This window comes from Shewanella sp. SG41-3, assembly GCF_014164545.1.
Taxonomy (GTDB): domain Bacteria; phylum Pseudomonadota; class Gammaproteobacteria; order Enterobacterales; family Shewanellaceae; genus Shewanella; species Shewanella vesiculosa.
Map to the genome: position 1 here is coordinate 20716 of NZ_JACJFJ010000009.1, position 21990 is coordinate 42705.

The window sequence follows — 21990 nt, forward strand, 5'->3', positions numbered from 1 at the left end:
CCCGTTTATATTCTCTATTATAATGACAACTGATTAAATGTGACTAAATATGGGTATGGTTTTATCACTATCATCGATAATATTAATGTTCTTATGTGAGTTCTTGACTAAAATACACGTAACATTATCTCTTGCATTTCTGACCAATGAAGCGTGAAGTAGTGCTAATCCTGAATCAATAATATTTCCAGATTTTATTGTTCTTTCAATCTCAATATCATTTAGTTCTTTGTTTAAACCATCACTACAGAGTAAAAAAACATCACCATCTTTTACCTTATCGGTTCGGTAGTCTATGTCCAATAGAGTATCAACACCTACCGCTCGCGTGATCACATTAGCTAAAGGGTGTGTCTCCGCCTCTTCAGGAGAAAGAAGCCCTTCATCAATCATGTCATTCACTTGGCTATGATCTTTAGTCATTTGCTTCATTTGCTGATCACGCATCAAATAAATCCGACTATCGCCAACCCATAGCAAATGATATTTATCTTGATATAGCCACAGCACAACGACAGTGGTGCCAGCTACCTTGCCATCAAAATCATGTTCACTCATTTGCTGTAATCTACGATTACTATCAATCAGTGATTTTTTTAACACCTCTAAAGTAATTGTTTCTGCTTCAAGGTGCTCAACAGCCTGCTGGATGCCGTCGATAACTAACTGACTGGCGACATCTCCGGCGGCATGTCCACCCATTCCATCAGCAACAACCCAGACACCTAAATGTGGTAACTCAAGGTAAGCATCTTCGTTAATTTCTCTAACGGTTCCTCTATGAGTTAATGCGTGACTTAAGTGCATGAAGTTTGATCCTTAATAAGCTCCGCAGTATTCCAACCACGTTGTCCCCATTGACCATTTAACATAGAGATAAATTGACTTATTTGCGGTAAGCCTTCTGTGATGATAGTGCATGGCCCTACTTCATCAGATCCTTCAGTCCACCATATACTGTAACAATCAAAGCGCTTTCGGTATTGCTGATCCAGTAATAACAGTACATCAGGTGAGTTATCCCCCTGAAATACCCATGCTTTCTTGTTTCGGTCTAGAGATTCATTTTCGACAAATCTGTCGTTATTAGCAGCAACAGAAAGAGGCTCTTTAGTGATAGTTTCGAGCCAATGCTCTAGAACAGTTTCATCTTCAAGAACTTGCAATATATGTTTTTCAAAAACATCAACCCACTGATTTTCTTGCCATCCTCTTAAAGCAGATTGGTTGTGCAATCCGGCTAGCGTAAATGGATAGTGGCGCCCAACATGATCGATACTAGGAATCACTGTGCCTACAACCGCTTGATCACAGCAAACACCTGCAGATAACGAAAAGTGCCATATAGGGCTTGTGAGGTAATAGTCCAACCAATTATGTTCAGTTTGTTCTTTACTCACCGCAATAACAGCTTGTAACCAGTCATTCCAATTTTTTAGAAAATCAACATTCAAGTTCTGCTGAATAAAGTCACCTTTTGACGGGACTTTTCCACAGTAACCTACTGATGTTAAAGGTTCGCAGGACATCTAAACGTCTCCATATTTGCCATCCAAAATGGATTGTTAACACTGTTTGCTGTCAATTTAAGTACAGCACTGTAACCTTTAAGGTCAATAAGTAATTTGCCATCTTTTTTAGTTTGTGGACGCTTTTTACTTAACTCATCCAATAACTTAAAGAATGACCATTCACCTTCATACTTCTTGTTGATTGAGCGACCACCATTAGGCGGTGAAAATGCAATTCGAGTTTCGTTATTTGCCCCAGGACCAGGCCAAACAAATAACTCTTTGCGAGTCGGACCGTGACGGTATTTAAGCTGCTGGCTGTCTAATTCAAATAAGAACATACTCACATTCTGATCTAATAATTCAGGTTCCAATGAAAAATTGACAATAGGCTGCCTAGAGCCTGGCTCGAAAAATGCCTCTTTAATGGTTTCAGCGCGCTGGTACATTTCCAAGATGTCATTACGAATGCCAATATTACGCTTAAAACGCCAAGGTTTTTTGCTGGTATCCACATGAGCGGCTAAGTACTGATCCCAAAATTTATCTAAAGTACCGCCGTAACCAAAAAACTTACTAAAATCTTTTAACCTGACATCTTCTTTAGATTTACGATCAAATGGGTATCGTCCAGCAATGGCTCGGTTAAATTCAGCCAATACTTGCGACCGCCAAATACCGTTAAATCGCTGACTTTGATTTGATTTGGCAAATGAGCGTGTACGGGATGCAACATCACTAAGTAAATTATTGATTGGACTTGGTAAATCAATCAATTGCTCAGATAAAGCCATGCCTAATTGAGCAAAGCTTTCTTCTGTGGCTTGATTGATTACATTACCTTGCCCATCAGCTTGCAATGATAACTTAGTGTAATTTCGATTAAGTGCTCGTAAGGTGGTTTGAATCTTATCAATGTCTGCAAGATTAATTTTAAGTAGCTCAGCAAAAGCATATTCAACATCTTGGCCAGGTAAATCCTCCTCTGATGTAATATCAGTGTCTGGTAACAGGCGATTTAAGCGTGCTTTTTTAGAACGAAAGGCGATATCCGACAGATTATCTGCCACTTCAGCTGCAGCCTTTAAATTATTCGACTCTGCCGGCAGTTTGGTTAAATTCACATTTTTCTGTACTGCGGCAATAATGGTCTTTATCGGTTGATCAGGACTGGCAAGCGCTGCCGTAACGAGTTCAGCTTCTTCGCGGGTAGAATAGGGTTTAATCGCGATATCATTTAAGAAATCTTCCCAATAAAAAATATAATCACGAATATATCTCTTTTCTAACTCTTGGGTTATCAGCGCTTTAGCTTGCTCATCTAAATCAACTAAATCGTCTCCATAAACCCAGCTGTCGGCAGTTAGATTCTTAACTATTTTATTCTTTTCTATATTAAAAATGCCATGAAAACCATTGAAGGTATAAAGCCCTGGGATACCCTGATTGAATTGACGGCCACTGATGAACATCAGCCCATCTAAACTGTCTAAACTCAACATATCGACCAGCTTAAAGTCTGGAATACTGCTATTTGCAAAATCACTTTTCAAACGCTGATAAGCTCGTTCAACCAGTGGCAACATGGTTAAATTAACTCGAGCACTATCAACAGTCGAACTGTCATACTGATGACCTCGAATCCCCAAAGAAAGCAAGGTATCAATATGCTGGTTGAGTTGTACCCGCACATCACGATTAACATCACCAACAAGATTTCTATCAATGTAAGCGGAAAACCACACTTGAACATCGCTCTTATCAAAATGCTCAGGGAAATAGAGCATTAAGTATGTTTTTAATGTTTCATATAGATAATTAAGATGATCGCCATTTGCATCCATTTCATCACTTAGCACGGTTTGTAAGAAAGGCATCAAATGCGTTTCTAGTGCGCGATGGTAAGCGGCTGTAGCAGGCTGCTTGAGCTTATCGCCTTGGTACAAACCAAAGGTTTGTGCGTCCTCGGCCTTATCGGTTCCAAACCCCACTGGTAGATCTCGAATTAAGGTTAAGCCTTTGGTTAATGTAATCACATCTGACTTAGCATTTAACCCACCATTTGTAATGGTTTTATAGGCACTAACACCTTGATAAGTATCATCAATCAACTTGCGATTCCAATCATAACTTTGCCACCAAAAATAACTTGCAAGCAAGGTGACGCCAGCAGCTACGCCCACTGAGACTTTTCGTAACAATCGGTTATGGTTGGTATGTTTACGATTGGTTGATGCTAAGTTTTTCTCAGGAAAAATAACGTCTTCTAACAGTCGTTTTATAAAGTAGCTTCGTTGTTTATTGGCTGCAAATGTTTTTGTTTTACTTTTGATCCCACTGGATAAATGACTAGAAAGATGGTCTATTGGTGTGCCTTCTTGAGTCGCACTGGTGAGATAAACACCACGCAATAATGGGGCTTCTTCATAGGCATTGGGAGCAAAAATTTCTTTCAAAAAATCATCAGCAGAACTTTGTAATAATCTCAGCTGTTTAGGAAATTCATAAATTGCAGCACGGCGCTCTAGATCTCGCTCATTTTTCAAACGGCTATTGAGTCGTGCATTTAAATTAAGTAATAAATCGTGAAATTCCTTATTAAATGAACTGACGATATCAGTGTCTTCAGTATCTGCATTGAGTGGGAAGGTAATACCCCAAATTTGCTCACAATCTTCTTTAGTTAAATCGTCAAAAAATTCATTAAAACCTGCAACTAAATCAGATTTAGAAAACAATACGTACACAGGAAAAGTCATACCAAGCTGATTTTGCAGCTCTTGTAATCGCTGTTTGATTGCGCGAGCATGTAAGTTTCTTTCTGTCTTAGTTTGGTTTAATAAGTCAGACATGCCCATGCTGATGATGACACCATTAATGGGGCGAACTGGACGGTATTTTTTTAATAATCCCAGAAATCCTTGCCATGCACGAGAGTCTTGTTTTACATGACTATCTTGAGTGGTATAACGACCGGCCGTATCTATTAATACTGCTTTATTAGTAAACCACCAATCACAGTGTCTTGTGCCGCCGACACCTTCAATCATGTCTACACCCATTTTTTCTTTTAATGGGTATTCCAAACCAGAATGCTGAATTGCAGTCGTTTTTCCGCTTCCTGGTGGACCAATCATGATATACCAGGGTAATTCGTAAATACTTTTATTTTTAGTGAGCTTGGTATTTTTGAGAATATCTAACGCTTGGGTCATTTTATTCTGTAAAACAGTGATTTCACCTTTCGCAGAATCATCTCCCGACGCGCTATTATCGTCTTCACCATTAATTAAGCTATCAACCATTTTCTCGCTTTGCTTTTTGCTCTTCAACTGCCGAGAAAAATGGATTGCCCCAAAGATGATAACAATAACAAGTAATAGAATAATCCGCGAAGCTGCGGTGGCTAATGGCTCATAGCCGGCGATTGCCACCAATGGGCCACCAAACCAAATGAGTAACGCTAAGCACAGAAAACCTATAATGGTAATAGTCCATTTAGATTTAAGTGTATCGACAATTCCCTTGCCAATTGATTTCAAAGACATTTATGTTATTCCTTTATGTCACATTAAAACAATAAGTCGATTTCGATTCGACGGTTTAACGCGCGATTTTGTTCGCTATCGTTAACAACACGAGGCTCAGACTCCCCTCGCCCCTCAGGCCATAGACGACCACTTAACGATGCGTTGTTAGCGAGAACATTTGCAATTGATGTGGCTCTAGCCAGCGAAAGATGCCAATTTGATGGATATTTAGAGGTAAAAATTGGTTCATCATCGGTATGACCCGTGATCAATATTTTGCCATCAGTACTCTCAAGTGTGCGGGCAATTTTAGCGAGAATGGCTTCAAAATCTGAACGAGGTTGGGTGCTACCTGACGCAAATAATTCAGTAGCACCAATGCGGATCCTCACTCGGTCACTTAATTGCTCTACTTCGAGTAGATTTTTGCCTATTTCGGTTTGTAACAGTTGTTGCAGCAATAAGGCTTCATCACGGCTTATTTGTTGCTGCGCTTCGACGGTTTTTTCCCATGGAACTATTGAGGTTAATTCTTTGTAAGCGACTGATGAATAATGGTTAATGCTATAACTAAAGCCCATGTAAATAAATAATATGACCACGCCAAATAATGCCCCAATCACCCATAAAGGAAATGGCTGTTGAAAGGTTAAATTTGGCACAATATTCTGTCGCCACCCCGGAGATAATTCACGGTGGAAATCGCCTTTGCAGGATTGAATCGCTAAGTAGGTTTTTTCCCGTAATGCTTCAAGTTTTTGATCGCCTTGAGGTTCAACTCTCATTTTGCCGATAAAACCTAGGGTTAAACATAAATACATTAGTTCAAGCAAATTACATTTTTCTGCAGGATGACGCAGCGATGCATCAAGTAAAGTATAGAAATACTCACCGCCTAAGGTTTCATGATGAAAAGTCGACAGTAAGCTGTCAGATGCCCAATAGCTTTGCTCTCCCCAGGGCGTATTGAGTACAACTTCGTCGATAAAACAACACAGGCAATATCGGGCAGATTGAATGTCATCAGATGCTAAGTTTGCATTACGAAGCTGCTGTTCATAATGCTTGATCAACTCAACGCAATGTACCCGTAATGTGTTCACGTCATCATGCTGGGTACTGTTTCGTAATTGAGTGCAGATCGATAATAGCGTGCCTGCAAAATCAACTAACGGATTTTGCGATAGACTAAGTTGCGAGCGATTATCCCGATTATCATTACGCTGTTCTTGGATCAGAGTTTTTTGACTATCATCATCGACTTTTGTTTTGTTGCCCGCCATACCCGCCCCTTTCCCTGGACGAGGTTTAACGATGGTTTTATCGTTCACAAAATTATCCTTAATGTTTTGGCGTTTAAATACTCACAGCCCAAAGTTCAAGTTGTAACTCTGGATATGCACCAGAAATATGCATAGCAACACCGCCACTCGATTTGAGCTTTATCCAATGGCTATTATTTTTATCTAATTGGAAATAGTGATAACCAGCGTGATATGGCACTTGTCTTGGCGCAACGGGTAAATTTGAAATGCCAATGCCTGCTAATTGGTTATTAACCAGTTCACGGATTGTTTCAACCGAGCCTATTTTGATTTGTGAAGGCAAACGCTGACGTAGCTCGTCATGCGGCACATTGGCTTTAACAGCAAGAATGAACTCAGCATTATCAAGCATGCTCTTGTCTGCAATAGTCGAGAAATATACCCCAAATTTGGTCTTCTCAAGAATGAGTTCCGTAGCACTTTGTTCTAATACACTGCTTAAGCCATGATTGACAATGACCATTGTATTGCTAAAAACATAGGTCAAATTATCATGCTGATAAGTCGGGAATTTAGGCGGACGCTTATTAGGACTGCTAAATGTTGACAGTTCACCTGAGAAACTAATTAATGTGCGGTATAACAATTCCGGATGGATATGATTAACGATTGCGTAATGTTCAAAAATAGGCTGATATTTGTTCAAAAGCTGCAACATTAAAAAATCGGCAATCGAACTTGAAGTCCCTTGAGATTGACTTAACCGAGCCGCAATCGCTTCGGCACGCTGATTAATCATGCCCGTAACTTCAGTGGTCATATTCATCAAGGTTTTAATGTGTTCGATGCCTGTGCATGCAGGAATAAACTTTTTATCTAACCGAATTACGCCTTCCTCTGATACGTCAATAACACGAGCGATGGCAATAGACACATATCCAGAACGATCTTCACTCTGTAACTTGAAACGGCAGTCCAATTTTGCCACTTGTAGCACTTCCATTGCATCTGAGCCAACACTGGTATCAACAATGTTATGATCCTCATAGATGTAACGGGTAATTTGATTCTGCTCAGAAGATGAAATATTGACACCATTACTTTTGGCAACAGGCAGCACGAGATAGACCAATTGATCAATTGTTCCTGCTGGGATTGTAATAGATGTCGGCAATGGGCTCTGCTCTGGTAAGCAAACCAGAGTATTATCCGGAAATACGCAATCAATACGGTCTAAACCAAACTGCCCTAACGGAAGCAAGCCATAATTGACTTCGTAGCTTACAATCCCCCAGGCCAGTGGATTATTATTTTTGGCCATACGTGCTTGCTGATGCTGCAAAAAACGCTCTTGCTGCTGCATATGTTGTGGACGAAGAAACATGCCCTCTGTCCATGCTATTGGGCTAAAATCGCTCATAATTTCCCTATTTATTCACAACGATTACTTTTCAGAGTTGTACACTGCTATTTTTTCTATGTTGATAGTGACATCATCATAGCCAGTAGGATCGACGGCGACGACCGATCGCCAACGAGAGGAATCGATATCTCTATAGGCGACTATCACCCCAACAAACCGTGTGTTTTGTCCCAATGTCATCGCATATTCACGGGTTTCTGATGGTTGTAATTCCAACTCATCTTTACGGATAAGATCGGGACCAAGAACGCTTTCAGCAGACTCATCAAGGGTAAAAAAATCTTGCGTGTCAAAGATAGTCCGTGAAGATAGTTCAAATATTTTAACCACCACAGGTGATGGTCGATTATTAATGTCTGGATTAATGTCAGCACTGGCATTAAACGTAACGTCTGTTGATGGAGGAACAACTGCATTAATTGTTTTACAACCAGAGTTAAGTAATAAAAAGCTTACTAATATGATTCGGTATAGACCTAACTTTAATGTCATTTAATAGCCCTTAGTAAATTATAACGTTTTGATTTTATTGTCGTATGCTTTAACAAAATCATCTGATAATGCTGCAGCACTGTCTTGCATAAATTCGTGTTTTAAATCTGAGTGTAAGCTTTTATATAGCTTCCAATGACGCATTTGTTTCTGCCCTGGTACTAACATGTCTGCCAGAGATTGGCTTTGTGTTTTAGATTCAATTGACTCAGGATCTAATTGATTTAATAACCCTCTGATAGCGCCTAACGTCCCAGCCGTTAATGCAGCATCATGTTTTCGGCCATCATTAAATGCCTCGGAAATAGCTTGTTGTGATGATAAAAAGCTGGCACTTTTTCTTAAAAATAAATTTTGGAAAACATCATCAATATTGGCTGAGAATTTTAATGGGTTATTTTCCTGTTGCTGAAAAGTAGTTTGATTAATTCGAAACTCAGTTTTAAGCTTTGAACGTTGGCGTAAAGAATCCATGAGTCCGGTTAACATAGATTGCATGCTCTTACCCAATTCAAACATCAATTCTTCGCTTAGCACCTTTTCATAGTCTTGTTGATTTACTCCCATACCTTGAAAAAAAGCCTTACTTAACACTGATGCTGAAGTAATTTGAGTGTTTATCGAGGGCTTTGATTCAGGTATCACAGGAGCATCTTTTTTAACGTCTGCTTTTGCCATTTTAGTTTCGACAACAGGTATCACGGGTGCTTGAGCAACTTCAACTTTAGGTTCTGGCGCAACAGTAGAGCTAGGACGTGCTTGAGAATGTTGGCCAAAAATATCCTTATCCCATTCTTCAGGGATGGATAAAGGTGGTTGAAAGTGGTCTTGTAAATCAGCGTTCATTTGCGATAGACCTGCTGATTGTTGTCGAGATTGCTTGAGCAACATTGCAGAGTCAAATCCAGCTAAATCAGACTCAAACCCAGTATCAAGAATTGATGAGGATGAAGTCGGTAACGCATGATGATCATCCAAGGTCGTTGCAACAGGAGCATGTTGTACACTGGGTTGCTGATGAGTGTGTTCAGAGGTAGGTAAACTCTGCAATTTAGCACTGATTTCATAATCACCAAAAGTGAATAAATCATCGACCTCAATTTTATGTTCACGATTGCTGCCCAAGGCTTCAACGGCACGATTAACGTATAAACCATTAGTTGATAAGTCTTCAATGTAAAAACCGTCACTGCGCTTAGTGATCCGAGCATGAGTACCAGAAACCACCTTTTCAGGATCGGGTAAATGCCAATCACACGTATCTGAGCGACCTAGCGTCAAAGTATTAATAACTGTTTTTGTTATAATTTGCTCAGGAGATAACCTGTGATAGCTCAAAATCTCTAGCGATAATTCCATTTTTATTACATCTTCCTTCATCAACATACAACGATTGATCAATCACTACAGAGCTATAAACGTTGAACACCATTAAGACGTTCATACATTTCATTACCCCGAGCAAATAACTCTCTGGCAGTTTTCAGATATTGCTTTTCTAGATACACGTTTGCCTGGCGTAAAAATGACGCCGCGAGACGTTTATCAAGCGTCAGTAGGGGATCAAAATCATCAGGTAAATTTGTGGCAAGATCTCTTACTTCTTTATCAAATTCATGTAGATCTTTGGGATCATCAATCGCTTCTAGTCTTGCGGTTAATTGCTCAAATGTATCCCGATAATAAACCTCAGCGGCGTCATACGGATAATCAACAGTTTTGCCTTTTGCCGTCGCATTGTGATATTCATTCAATGCTTTTACGGCAACTTTTAATTGTGCACCATAGGCAATTAAAGACTTAGCTTCAGGATAGTTTGCAAACACATTTTCACCCGTAGTGATAAGTTCGCTAATTTGATTAATATCGTGTTTTTTTAATGCACTATCAAAGGTGCTTGCATAGAGCGTATATTCTTCATTACTCGCGAGATATACATAATTAGGCTCAACAAAGCTTAGTCCATCAACGATAGCCTTAATATTATTGGTCCCTTGCTCGTTATAACGAGCTTGAGATAATAAAAGACTCAAACGTTCAGACAGAGCATCAACAACCAATTGTTTACTTCGCTCAGCTTGATTTTTCATTTGCAGCAAACGAACTGAATCAGGATAAAAACGCTCTATATCATTAATAACTTCAGCTATTTTTACATAATCCTGATAGAGGCCATTATCACTTTTAGGTAAGGAAGCAATACGTTGTTCAACGATATCCAACACTTCTGATTGATGTGTTTTTAATAGACCATTTTTAATGATGCTTTTAGATTCAGGAATACTGTCAATTCGGGCTAATAAGTCTGAAGCTGGGATAAACTCAAATGCTTGAACTTCACTTTTTGCCTTATTTGTTATCGCCACTTTATTATTCAAGTTATCTAATTGCACTTGATAGTATTGTTGAATTTGAAATCCCCCAATAACCAAAATAGTACCTGCTGCAATGGCAGTTAAAATCGGCCAAGTTTTACGGTGTAAAGTGCTGATTATCTGATCAATTGATGATGCTCGTTGCGCCTTTTTGAGTGCCAAGCCTTTTTTGAGTGTAGGCCACAAAGACATGCTGATATGCTTTGGCTTGACCAATTTATTCTTGGTAACGTCAACTTCATTTGCTGCGACACGCTGATAGGGATGTTTACTTGTAAGCAATTCATAGCTAATGCATGAAAAAGCAAAAATATCATCTTCCGCACAAGCATCTTCGCCAGTTAGCTGTTCAAAGCTAGCATATGCTGGAGTGTAACCTGTTAATGATGAGTCTTGATCTACCTCAGCAAGTGCGTAGCGGTCTTCTCTTTGTTGCAAATTTTTTGCAACACCAAAATCGAAGACTTTAATATTACCTTGGCGAGTCAGGAAAATATTCGATGGTTTTAAATCTGTATGAACAATACCTTGATGATGCGCATACGATAAGGCTGAAGCTATCTGATCAATGATTTTCATTGATCCTTTGAAATTAATCCCCATCGGTTTGGAACGTTTAATGACTTGGTCTAATGATTCACCGTCTAACCACTCCATGACCATAAAGTGAAAGCCATCATCAGTATCAACATCATACACTCGGATGATATTTGGATGAGAGAGTTTTTGGGTTTGCACCGACTCTTTAATCAGGACTTGTTGAGCTTCGGGTATATCAGATAACTGAGGCAATAATACCTTTATTGCAACAAATGGCTCACTGACATTCAACGACTCTAAGTACAGGTCTTTGGCACGGTATATATCACTCATACCTCCATGACCAATTTTTGATTCAATTAAATATCGATTTTTGAAACATTTGCCAATCAAATTAACTTTGTTAGCATTATTTTCAGAATTGTCTAATCCTGCTATGACAGTTTTGTCTTCAGCTAAGTTATTTGGTGTTTTACTCTTATCCATAAGTACAGGTTAATCCCTTGATATTATCCTAAAGTATGTAAACTAACGTCCTAGTGAATCAAAATAACCACAATATGTTGCAGCAAGCAAACTCAAAAAACAACATTTAAAAACCAGCAAAATAAATTTTATATAAATCAGTTTAAATTAACTACCCATTAGTATGTATTGAAATAAAAACACATTAAAAAGTATGTCTTATTAAGATAAATAAATATCAAATCATCAAAAATATCGTTTTCCTATTGACCCAATAAAACATAATCGGTAATTTACGTCTTCTTTTTAATGGACCACAGTTTTAAAGGATTAAGCCAAATATGAGACCGATCAATCTTTCATTAGCAGGTGTTGTGTTATTAGCACTTACGGGCTGTCAATCAGCACCCGTTACTGTATCAGAACCCATCAAAACATTTTCAATTTCTCCAGAGTGTATTGAATATACCTTACAAACAGATGATGAAATGATTGTAGGATTTAGACCTGTGTATTTCGAACTGAATAGCGATAAGTCATACAGTAAGCTTGATGCGCACATGTCTTGCGTTGCTACTTATTTAGCTAACCACGTCGATAAAGAACTTAACATTCAAGGTTTAACCGACGATAAAGGTACTATAAAGTACAATAAAGCACTGGCACAACGTCGTGCTGATGGAATCGTAGAGTACTTAGTTTCTTTAGGTGCGTCATACGACCAGTTAGTTTCTAGCACTAAAATTATTGAAGATAATGGTGTTAGACTAACCAGCTCTGAGCGTTCAAAAACTCGTCGAGTTGACTTTATCATCACTGACAAATCTTCTTAAATTTTATTTGAGTGATTTGAAATAATATTAAGTTAACATTATTCTCATAATTAAGGTTCAGCTTACTGTTAAGCTGAACGTTAATTATTACAGCCCTTTAACGTCACCCGCCACCTTAACCATTCAATCTTAAAGCCATTATCATTCCCAGCCATAGTTATAGTTATAGTTATAGTTATAGTTATAAAAATATTATTACTTCAGCTTAGTTAACTTTATAAATATAATTTTCCTCATAAAAATCTAGAAGAAACAATACTACATCATCAAGGATATTTTATCGTGTGGCACTTTAACAATTAATTTTGCTTACGCTGTGACACATTAACTTTGATTATCTTTAATTACCGCCACTCTTTCTGGATTGCACTATTAATTATCCATTTTACGCTACGACTGAAAAGCTTATTGATTATTGATTATTCACATTTAACTTTTTACACTTAGCACATAAAATTTTTAGCTTTATTTCATCATTTAAGCCATCCCGTTTATAGCAATACCAATAAGAAAAATCGCGATTCCTTTAATCAGTAATACCTAGCCCTTACTTACGGTTAGATACGGATGAACTCAATAGAGATGAATCCCAATTAATCTATTAGACCAACAATTAATTATTTTCACCAATTTAACATTGTCAATATGACTAACCTCACCGAAATACAAAATGTAAGCTACTGTTATATATGGATAATAAAATGTGGCATATTTAGTGCTTAACTGTTGTTAATTAACATTGATAACAAATAACACGTGACGTTTACTTACTTAGGCATAACATAAGCTGACTCACGTCATTTAACTACATATAGAATACTGGCAGGTACCACATGGATAGGTTCATCAACGTGAAAAAAATAGCATTCCCTTTACTTTGTATTGCAGCGCTTAGCGGTTGCACTGGCGAAGAAGAGCAAGTAAAAGAAGAACAAAAATTTGCTATTCCGGTTGAAACAGCACTCGTCGCCACAGGCAATGTTTCTTCTTTTTACAGCACGACAGCAACACTGGAGGCACCACAGGAATCCCATGTGATGAGCCGTATTGCAGGTATTATTGAAACTATAAATGTTGAAGAAGGCGACAGAGTGACTAAGGGGCAAATACTTGCGGTAATTGATGCCAAACGTCAGCGTTATGATTTCAATCGCTCTGAAGCCGAAGTGCAAATTATTCAACAAGAACTAAATCGTTTAAATAAAATGAATAACAAAGAGTTTATTAGCCAAGATCAAATGGCTAAACTCGAATTCAATTTACAGGCAGCGAAAGCGCAACGTGACTTAGCCGAATTACAAGTTAAGGAAAGCCAAATTGTCTCGCCCATTAATGGCGTTATTGCCGAACGTTATGTCAAAGCCGGCAATATGGCTAAAGAGTTTCAAGAACTGTTTTATGTGGTAAACCAGGACCAGCTTTACGGTATATTGCATTTGCCAGAGCAGCAACTTGCTAGCTTACGTATTGGGCAACAAGCCAGTATTATTCAACAACATCAAGGGACAACATCTAATATTATCGATGCTAAGGTACTGCGAATTAGCCCTGTTGTAGATGCGCAAAGCGGCACCTTTAAAGTGACATTAGCCGTACCTAATGAAGATGCAACATTAAAAGCAGGCATGTTTACACGGGTTGAGCTTAAATACGACACCCACTTAGATGTACTTACAGTACCTTATAACGCTTTAATCAACCAAGACAACACTCAAGCTTTGTATGTGATTAAAGACGCTAAGGCCCAGCGACGAGAAGTGAGTTTGGGCTTTCGTGAAAATAACACAGTAGAAATTTTATCAGGCGTAGAAGCGGGCGAACAAATCGTCATCCGCGGTCAGCAAAATCTTAAAGACCAAGCCTTGGTAGAAGTAATTACCCCACTTAGCTTCGCTGCTATTCGATAACGGAGCGGGATAATGTCGATAATCAATACGTCTGTTAACCGCCCGGTTACTGTGTGGATGTTCATGCTAGCTGTGATGCTTTTTGGTATGGTTGGGTTTTCTCGCCTTGCGGTAAAATTATTACCCGATTTAAGCTATCCCAGTGTCACTATCCGTACGGCCTATGATGGCGCGGCGCCAGTTGAAATTGAACAGCTGGTTTCAAAACCGATTGAAGAAGCTGTTGGCGTGGTTAAAGGATTACGCAAAATCAGCTCAATTTCGCGCTCCGGTATGTCTGATGTAGTACTCGAGTTCGAATGGGGCACAAATATGGACATGGCGAGCCTTGAAGTCCGCGAAAAAATCGACACTATCGAGCTGCCATTAGACATTAATAAGCCATTATTATTGCGTTTTAACCCCAATCTTGACCCCATCATGCGCTTAGCTTTTTCATTGCCTGATGCCGATGCTGAGCAACTAAAGCAAATGCGTACCTTTGCAGATGAAGAATTAAAACGCCGCTTAGAAGCCTTATCGGGGGTTGCCGCAGTAAGGTTGTCGGGAGGATTAGAACAAGAAGTTCATATTGAATTAAATCAACAAAAATTAAGCCAACTCAATCTGAATGCCGACCAAATTAAGCGCCGAATTAATGAAGAGAACATCAACCTATCGGCAGGTAAAGTGATCCAAGGTGATAAAGAATACTTAGTCAGAACCTTAAATCAATTTAACTCTCTTGAAGAATTAGGCCAAGTCATTGTTTATCGCGATGGTCAAACCTTAGTCAGATTATCTGATGTTGCTGATATCAGTGATGCCTATAAAGAACGCAGCGACATTACCCGCATCGGCGAAGTAGAATCGATTGAATTGGCGATCTACAAAGAAGGTGACGCCAATACTGTTGCGGTAGCGCAAAAAATACGCACAGAACTCGATAAAATTAACCAAGCAAGTGAGCAGAATCAGTTAAAGATTATTTACGACCAATCTGAATTTATTGAAAGTGCCGTGAATGAAGTGACCTCAGCTGCGTTATTTGGCAGTTTACTGGCGATGTTAGTTATCTACCTGTTTCTACGTGATATTATTGCCACACTTATCATCTCAATCTCAATTCCCTTTTCAGTTATTGCGACATTCAATATGATGTATTTTGCTGATATTAGCTTAAATATTATGTCGTTAGGTGGCATTGCATTAGCCATTGGTTTACTGGTCGACAATGCGATTGTGGTATTAGAAAACATTGACCGTTATAAATCTCAAGGCATGAGTAAAATTGAGGCTGCGGTCACGGGGTGTAAAGAAGTCTCTGGGGCCATTTTTGCTTCAACCCTGACCACTCTGGCAGTATTTGTGCCTTTAGTGTTTGTTGATGGTATCGCAGGCGCTTTATTTGCCGACCAAGCACTGACTGTCACCTTTGCCCTGCTCGCCTCATTGTTTGTCGCCTTAACAGCGATTCCTATGCTGGCTTCACGCCAAGGTTTTACCAGTCTGCCGCAACCGCTGGAAGTCGCGATAAAACCAAAACCGACTAGCCGTAAAGGTAAAATTGGCTATTACTTATTAGCCGTGTTGAGCTTTCCCTTTAAGCTACTATTTAGCTACTTACCCGCTGGATTGTTAACCGCTATTATCGTTATTAGTCGTTTTGTAAGTAGCGTTTTTGGCCTATTACTTAAACCTATTTGCGCTGGATTTAATGTCATCTACCGCATAATAGAATCATTTTATTACCGAGTCCTTCACCATGTCCTGCGCCACCAAGTCTTCACCCTTATCATTGCGCTAGTGATAACTCTGGCATCAACTAGTCTATTGCCTAAGCTCGGTGTTGAGCTGATTCCACCAATGAATCAAGGTGAGTTTTATGTCGAAATTTTATTACCACCTGGCACAGAAGTCAGTGAAACGGATGCGGTATTACAACAATTAGCCTTATCGATTAAAGACCGTGAGGATGTTAAGCATGCCTATAGTCAAGCAGGCAGCGGCGGATTAATGACATCTGATACTGCTCGAGGCGGTGAAAACTGGGGCAGATTACAAGTGGTACTAAATGATCCTTTAGCCTTTACTACGGTTAGTCAGGTACTGCGCAATACAGCTAGAAATATCCCCGAACTCGAAGCGCAGATTGAGCATCCTGAATTATTCAGTTTCAAAACCCCGCTTGAAATTGAGTTATCAGGTTATGATTTAGTGCAACTTAAGCAAAGTGCTGATCAGCTGGTAAAAGCCTTGTCTGAATCAGACCGCTTTAGTGACATCAATACCACCCTACGTGACGGGCAGCCAGAGATCAGCATTCGCTTTGATCATGCTCGCCTTGCTGCGTTAGGTATGGATGCACCCACTGTCGCTAACCGTATTGCTCAACGTGTCGGTGGCACTATTGCCAGCCAATTCACCGTGCGTGATCGTAAAGTGGATATTTTGGTGCGCAGTGAATTAAATGAGCGCGATCAGATCAGCGACATTGAATCATTAATAGTTAATCCCAATAGCGCCCAGCCGATTCCGTTAAGTGCCATCGCTACTATTGACTTACAAATTGGTCCGTCAGCGATTAACCGTATTAGCCAACAACGCGTGGCTATCGTGTCATCGAATTTGGCCTACGGCGATTTAAGTGAAGCCGTACTTCAAGCACAGCAAATATTGACTCAACAGCAATTCCCAAGCTCTATTCAAGCCAGATTTGGTGGCCAAAATGAAGAAATGGAACAATCATTTGACTCATTAAAAATTGCCCTCGTTTTGGCTATCTTTTTAGTGTACTTAGTGATGGCCAGCCAGTTTGAATCCTTGTTACACCCATTATTAATTTTGATTGCTGTGCCCATGGCAGTAGCAGGCAGCATTATTGGTTTATTTATTACCGGTACTCATTTAAGTGTAGTGGTGTTTATTGGTTTAATTATGCTGGCAGGGATTGTGGTCAATAATGCCATTGTATTGGTGGATCGCATCAATCAACTGCGTCAAGAAGGCATGGATAAGCTCACGGCAATTAATCAAGCTGCGCAATCTCGCTTGCGTCCTATCATGATGACCACGTTAACCACAACGTTAGGTTTATTGCCTATGGCAATAGGGATTGGCGATGGCAGTGAGGTCCGCGCGCCCATGGCGATTACAGTGATTTTTGGTTTAAGCATGTCTACCTTGCTCACATTGCTGGTTATTCCTGCCTTATATGCGCTATTTGACCGCAAACAATACACCCAAAATGATGACGAGCTGAACACTGCGGAGACGCCAGCATGAATATCACTCAGCTAGCCATAAAGCGCCCCGTAACCACCTGTATGTTCTTCTTAGCCATCATGTTATTTGGCATGGCGGCCAGTAGAATGCTGCCATTAGAAATGTTTCCAGGGATTGATATTCCACAAATTGTGGTGCAAGTCCCGTATAAAGGCTCTAGCCCAGCAGAAGTTGAACGCGATATAACTAAAGTTCTGGAAGAGTCACTTGCCACCATGAGCGGCATTGAAGAGGTGCGCTCCGACTCGACTCAAGATGGGGCTTTTATACAGCTCAACATGAAATGGGGTGAAGACGTTGCCACTAAGAGCCTTGAAGCGCGTGAGAAAATAGACTCGGTACGACATTTACTTCCAAAAGATGTCGAGCGGGTGATGATCCAACAGTTCTCAACTGCCGATATGCCAGTGCTCACTATCCGCATATCAAGCGAGCGCGAACTATCAAATGCCTTTGATTTATTGGATAAACAGTTACGCAAGCCACTTGAACGCGTTGATGGCGTGTCGAAAGTCACTCTTTATGGTGTTGAACAAAAGCAGATTGAAATCCGCCTTGATGCCGATAAATTAGTGGCATCAAGCCTCAACAGTCTCGATTTACGATCGCGTTTACTCGCAGAAAACTTTGTCATCAGTGCCGGTACGTTAAGAGAAGACTCGAGAGTGTACCAAGTCTCGCCAAAAGGTGAGTTTACCAGTCTTGATGACATTAATAATCTGGTCATTGTACCGGGTATTCGCCTGCAAGATATCGCTATGGTGAGCTATGCCCTGCCAGAAAAAATTGAAGGCCGACATTTAGACCAAAAATATGCTGTGGGAATTGATGTATTTAAAGAGTCAGGCGCCAATTTAGTTGAAGTATCTGATCGGGTACTCAAGGTCATCGAGCTGGTTAAGCAAGATCAGCAATTTAATGGCATCAAGCTATTCATTATGGAGGATCAAGCCTATGGGGTTAAATCATCGTTAAAAGACTTACTGTTGTCTGGTTTGATGGGAGCAGTATTATCATTTGGGGTGCTGTATCTATTTTTACATAACCTTAAAATGACCTTAGTGGTTATTTCATCTGTACCGATTTCTCTATGTATGACATTGGCCGGTATGTACTTTTTAGGCTACAGCTTAAATATTTTATCTATGATGGGATTGTTATTAGCCGTCGGCATGCTGATTGATAATGCAGTTGTTGTCACCGAAAGCGTGCTGCAAGAAAAACAAGCCGCACACATTGACGATACTTGTCAGAGAAAAGCGAACCAACAAGCCGTGTTAAATGGCGTGGATAAAGTTTCTTTAGCCGTTTTGGCGGGTACCTTAACCACTGCCATCGTGTTTTTACCGAATATTTTTGGCGTTAAAGTGCAGCTAACCATCTTTTTAGAACATGTTGCTGTGGCGATTTGTATTTCGCTTGCAGCATCGTTGTTGGTCGCTAAAACCCTGATCCCATTGATGCTCAATCACTTTCATTTTGATGTCGAAACCACTTCAGACAATAACCGTTTGGGACGATTTTATGAGCGTAGTCTCACTTGGATTTTAACGCGGCCAAAACGTTCTGGAGTAATTGCCTTAGCAATATTAGTGTCAACCGCATTGCCGTTAAGCATGGTGAAACAAGATCAGGGTGACGGGGAAGGTAATGACCGTTTGTACATTAATTATCAATTAGAGGGTCGGCATAATTTAGCGGTTACCGAAGCTATGATTAACAGCATGGAAACCTACTTATATAGCAATAAAGAAAAGTTTTACATTGATGCGGTTTACAGTTATTACGCGCCGCAAGATGCGCAATCGACCATTTTATTGCAAAAAGACATCCCGATAGATATTGGCGAACTAAAGAAAATGATCCGCGAAGGCTTCCCTAAGTTTTCCATTGCCACGCCTCAGTTTGGCTGGGGCAATGAAAATAACGGTATCCGTGTGACCTTAACTGGACGCTCGACAACAGAGCTCATCCGGATCAGTGAGCAAGTTATGCCATTACTCGACAATATTGAGGGTTTGGTTGATGTGCGCTCCGAAGTGAATGGCGCTCAGCAAGAAGTGGTTGTGGTGATAAACCGCGAAATGGCAGCCAGACTGGATTTAACCTTAAGTGATATTGCTTCAAATATTGCGATCGCGTTAAGAGGCTCGCAGTTACGTTCATTTCGTCATGATCCTAGCGGCGAACTCCGCATTGAACTGGCCTATGACAAAAGCTGGCAAAACTCGCTTGAAAAACTTAAACAGCTACCGATTATTCGCCAAGGTGACCGAGTCTACACCCTTGACAGTTTAGCCGAAGCCACTGTAGTTCCTAGATTTGATACTATTCGTCATTTTAACCGCCAAACAGCATTATCCATTGGCGCAAACCTTGAGGATATGACAACTGAAGAAGCCCAAACTAAAATTACTCAAGTCATGGACTCGGTCAACTTCCCTTATGGATACGGCTACTCACTGCGGGGTGGGTTTGAACGCCAAGATGAAGACCAGTCAATTATGGTCGTCAATATGATTTTGGCGATTGCGATGATCTATATCGTCATGGCAGCCTTGTTTGAGTCATTATTGTTACCTACCGCTATTATCACCTCAATTATGTTCTCAATAACGGGAGTGTTTTGGGCATTGTGGTTAACCGGCACCCCCATGTCGGTAATGTCGATGATTGGAATTCTTATTTTGATGGGCATTGTGGTGAATAACGGTATTGTATTGGTTGATCAAATCAATCAAATGACACCTGATTTAGATAAACTAAGTCACACGATTATCAGTGTATGTATTACACGTCTTCGGCCGGTACTAATGACAGTGGCCACCACGGTACTGGGGTTAGTTCCCTTAGCAATGGGAGACACACAGATTGGCGGCGGTGGGCCCCCCTATTCCCCTATGGCAATTGCCATTATTGGTGGGTTAACCTTTTCAACGGTAACTAGCTTATATTTAGTACCATTATGTTACCAAGCCTTGTATCTCATGCGCCATAAAGCCGCGATAAGATTAGGAGTATCGAATACATTTGCCCAAAAAATACTCCCGTGGACCAAGTAGTTTCTAGGTACTTTAATCTAAAGCGATTAGTGCATGCTATCGGGCATTAAGCCGCAATAAGTTTTAGGTATTAAACCCATTTGGCCAAAATAGCTGCTCGGACTAAGACATCAGAGCACTTAATACTTAGCGTTAAGTGCTCTGAACCAGTGTAAGCTAGCGAACCGATACTTTAGACCTTTGTATGATTTATCATTGCTGTATATGTGATCAAATTGTTAACCTAGGCAGTACTAGTAACAATAAAACAATTGTTAAGACAGCAATGGGGAATAATAATGAAATTAAGATTTCAACGTCATATCATCGGACTCAGTGCACTCGCTTTGCTAGCACTCACTCAAACAGCTGCCATGGCTGATGATAAATTTAATGATGTGACCATTAAGTCGAAAAAACTCGATAATAATACTTACATGTTTGTTGGTGCTGGAGGCAACATTGGAGTTTCTGCTGGCAGTGATGGCATATTGATCATTGACGACCAATATGCCCCCTTAGCCGATAAAATTACCGCGGCACTGAATCAAATTCAACCAGGTGCTCCCAAGTACATAGTCAACACTCATTACCATGCAGACCATACTGGCGGCAATGCTCACTTTGGTGAACAAGGTACAATCTTAGCTCATCATAATGTTCTCAAGCGTCTTCAAGCACAAAATAAAATCGCCTCCTCAGCCCTGCCTGTTATCACTTATGGAGACAATATATCCATTCATTTTAACCAAGACACTTTAGAGATTATCCACCTAGGTCCCGGACACACTGATGGTGACAGCGTAGTGATATGGCAAAAGGCTAATATTATTCATATGGGTGATTTATATTTCAAAGATCGTTTCCCATACATTGATTTAGATGCCGGAGGATCGGTGACGGGTTATCGTGAAAACGTCAGCTTGATATTGGATCGTTTAGACAACAAGACCAAAGTGATCCCAGGCCATGGCGATTTAGCCGATAAAAATGCACTGTTTAAATTTAAGCATATGCTTGATGACAGCATTAATTGGATGCGCGGTGAAATTGAACTAGGGCACGATTTAGCCAGCATCAAAAAACAAGGTGTACCAGAAAAATACGCTGATTGGAGCTGGGAATTTATCACTGCAGATAAATGGATTGAAACTTTATATCAAGATTTATCCACCCAAAGGTAACCTTAGTATCGTTGACGGTTTATCAAGGTAAATCTTGTCGCGTCATATAATTAACCTGATGTGATGGTCTCCAGAGGTTAATGAGCTTGCCCTTATCGGCAAGCTTTTTTTATGCTGTAAAGCCCTAAAAGTAAATTAGCCACTATTAGATGTGCTTACC

Annotated in this window: 13 protein-coding genes; 5 read left to right on the top strand and 8 right to left on the bottom strand. The window is 40.1% G+C overall.

Annotated elements, in window-relative coordinates; genetic code table 11:
- Nucleotides 1-33: 33 nt before the first annotated feature.
- From H5164_RS16495 to H5164_RS16530, 8 genes are read right to left on the bottom strand one after another with little or no spacing between them, the layout of a single operon-like run.
- Nucleotides 34-807 carry a PP2C family serine/threonine-protein phosphatase gene (locus tag H5164_RS16495; protein WP_182757117.1) on the bottom strand — a complete coding sequence of 258 codons (774 nt, stop codon included), beginning with the start codon at nt 805-807 and terminating at the stop codon, nt 34-36.
- Nucleotides 798-1529, bottom strand: a complete 732-nt coding sequence (tagF, locus tag H5164_RS16500) for a type VI secretion system-associated protein TagF (protein WP_124015784.1) — start codon at nt 1527-1529, stop codon at nt 798-800. Before tagF ends, H5164_RS16495 begins: the two co-directional genes overlap by 10 nt.
- Nucleotides 1511-5059, bottom strand: a complete 3549-nt coding sequence (tssM, locus tag H5164_RS16505) for a type VI secretion system membrane subunit TssM (RefSeq protein WP_182757118.1) — start codon at nt 5057-5059, stop codon at nt 1511-1513. Before tssM ends, tagF begins: the two co-directional genes overlap by 19 nt.
- Before the next feature lie 23 nt (nt 5060-5082).
- Nucleotides 5083-6372 (bottom strand): type VI secretion system protein TssL, long form, encoded by a 1290-nt coding sequence (tssL, locus tag H5164_RS16510; RefSeq protein WP_182757119.1) that lies wholly within the window; start codon nt 6370-6372, stop codon nt 5083-5085.
- A gap of 25 nt (nt 6373-6397) precedes the next feature.
- Complete coding sequence (gene tssK, locus H5164_RS16515; RefSeq protein WP_124015781.1) at nt 6398-7726, bottom strand: type VI secretion system baseplate subunit TssK; 1329 nt, start codon at nt 7724-7726, stop codon at nt 6398-6400.
- Nucleotides 7727-7750: 24 nt separating this feature from the next.
- A complete protein-coding gene (tssJ, locus tag H5164_RS16520; RefSeq protein ID WP_124015780.1) occupies nt 7751-8221 on the bottom strand; it encodes a type VI secretion system lipoprotein TssJ in 471 nt (156 codons plus the stop codon).
- Between the two features lie 18 nt (nt 8222-8239).
- Nucleotides 8240-9580 (bottom strand): type VI secretion system-associated FHA domain protein TagH, encoded by a 1341-nt coding sequence (gene tagH, locus H5164_RS16525; protein ID WP_182757120.1) that lies wholly within the window; start codon nt 9578-9580, stop codon nt 8240-8242.
- A gap of 53 nt (nt 9581-9633) precedes the next feature.
- Nucleotides 9634-11622, bottom strand: a complete 1989-nt coding sequence (locus H5164_RS16530) for a serine/threonine-protein kinase (protein WP_182743215.1) — start codon at nt 11620-11622, stop codon at nt 9634-9636.
- A 320-nt stretch (nt 11623-11942) separates the two neighbouring features.
- On the opposite strand from H5164_RS16530, the gene H5164_RS16535 reads away from it, so the two are divergent.
- From H5164_RS16535 to H5164_RS16555, 5 genes are all read left to right on the top strand, one after another.
- Nucleotides 11943-12434, top strand: coding sequence for an OmpA family protein (locus H5164_RS16535; protein WP_182697086.1), 492 nt, complete (start codon nt 11943-11945; stop codon nt 12432-12434).
- Nucleotides 12435-13267: 833 nt separating this feature from the next.
- Nucleotides 13268-14341, top strand: coding sequence for an efflux RND transporter periplasmic adaptor subunit (locus H5164_RS16540; protein WP_182757121.1), 1074 nt, complete (start codon nt 13268-13270; stop codon nt 14339-14341).
- Nucleotides 14342-14353: 12 nt separating this feature from the next.
- Nucleotides 14354-17605, top strand: a complete 3252-nt coding sequence (locus H5164_RS16545; protein WP_182757122.1) for an efflux RND transporter permease subunit — start codon at nt 14354-14356, stop codon at nt 17603-17605.
- Nucleotides 17602-20667, top strand: coding sequence for an efflux RND transporter permease subunit (locus tag H5164_RS16550; RefSeq protein WP_182757123.1), 3066 nt, complete (start codon nt 17602-17604; stop codon nt 20665-20667). Before H5164_RS16545 ends, H5164_RS16550 begins: the two co-directional genes overlap by 4 nt.
- Nucleotides 20668-20945: 278 nt before the next feature.
- The gene (locus H5164_RS16555; RefSeq protein WP_182757124.1) at nt 20946-21830 is read left to right on the top strand and encodes an MBL fold metallo-hydrolase; all 885 of its coding nucleotides are present in this window, start codon (nt 20946-20948) and stop codon (nt 21828-21830) included.
- Nucleotides 21831-21990 lie beyond the last annotated feature (160 nt).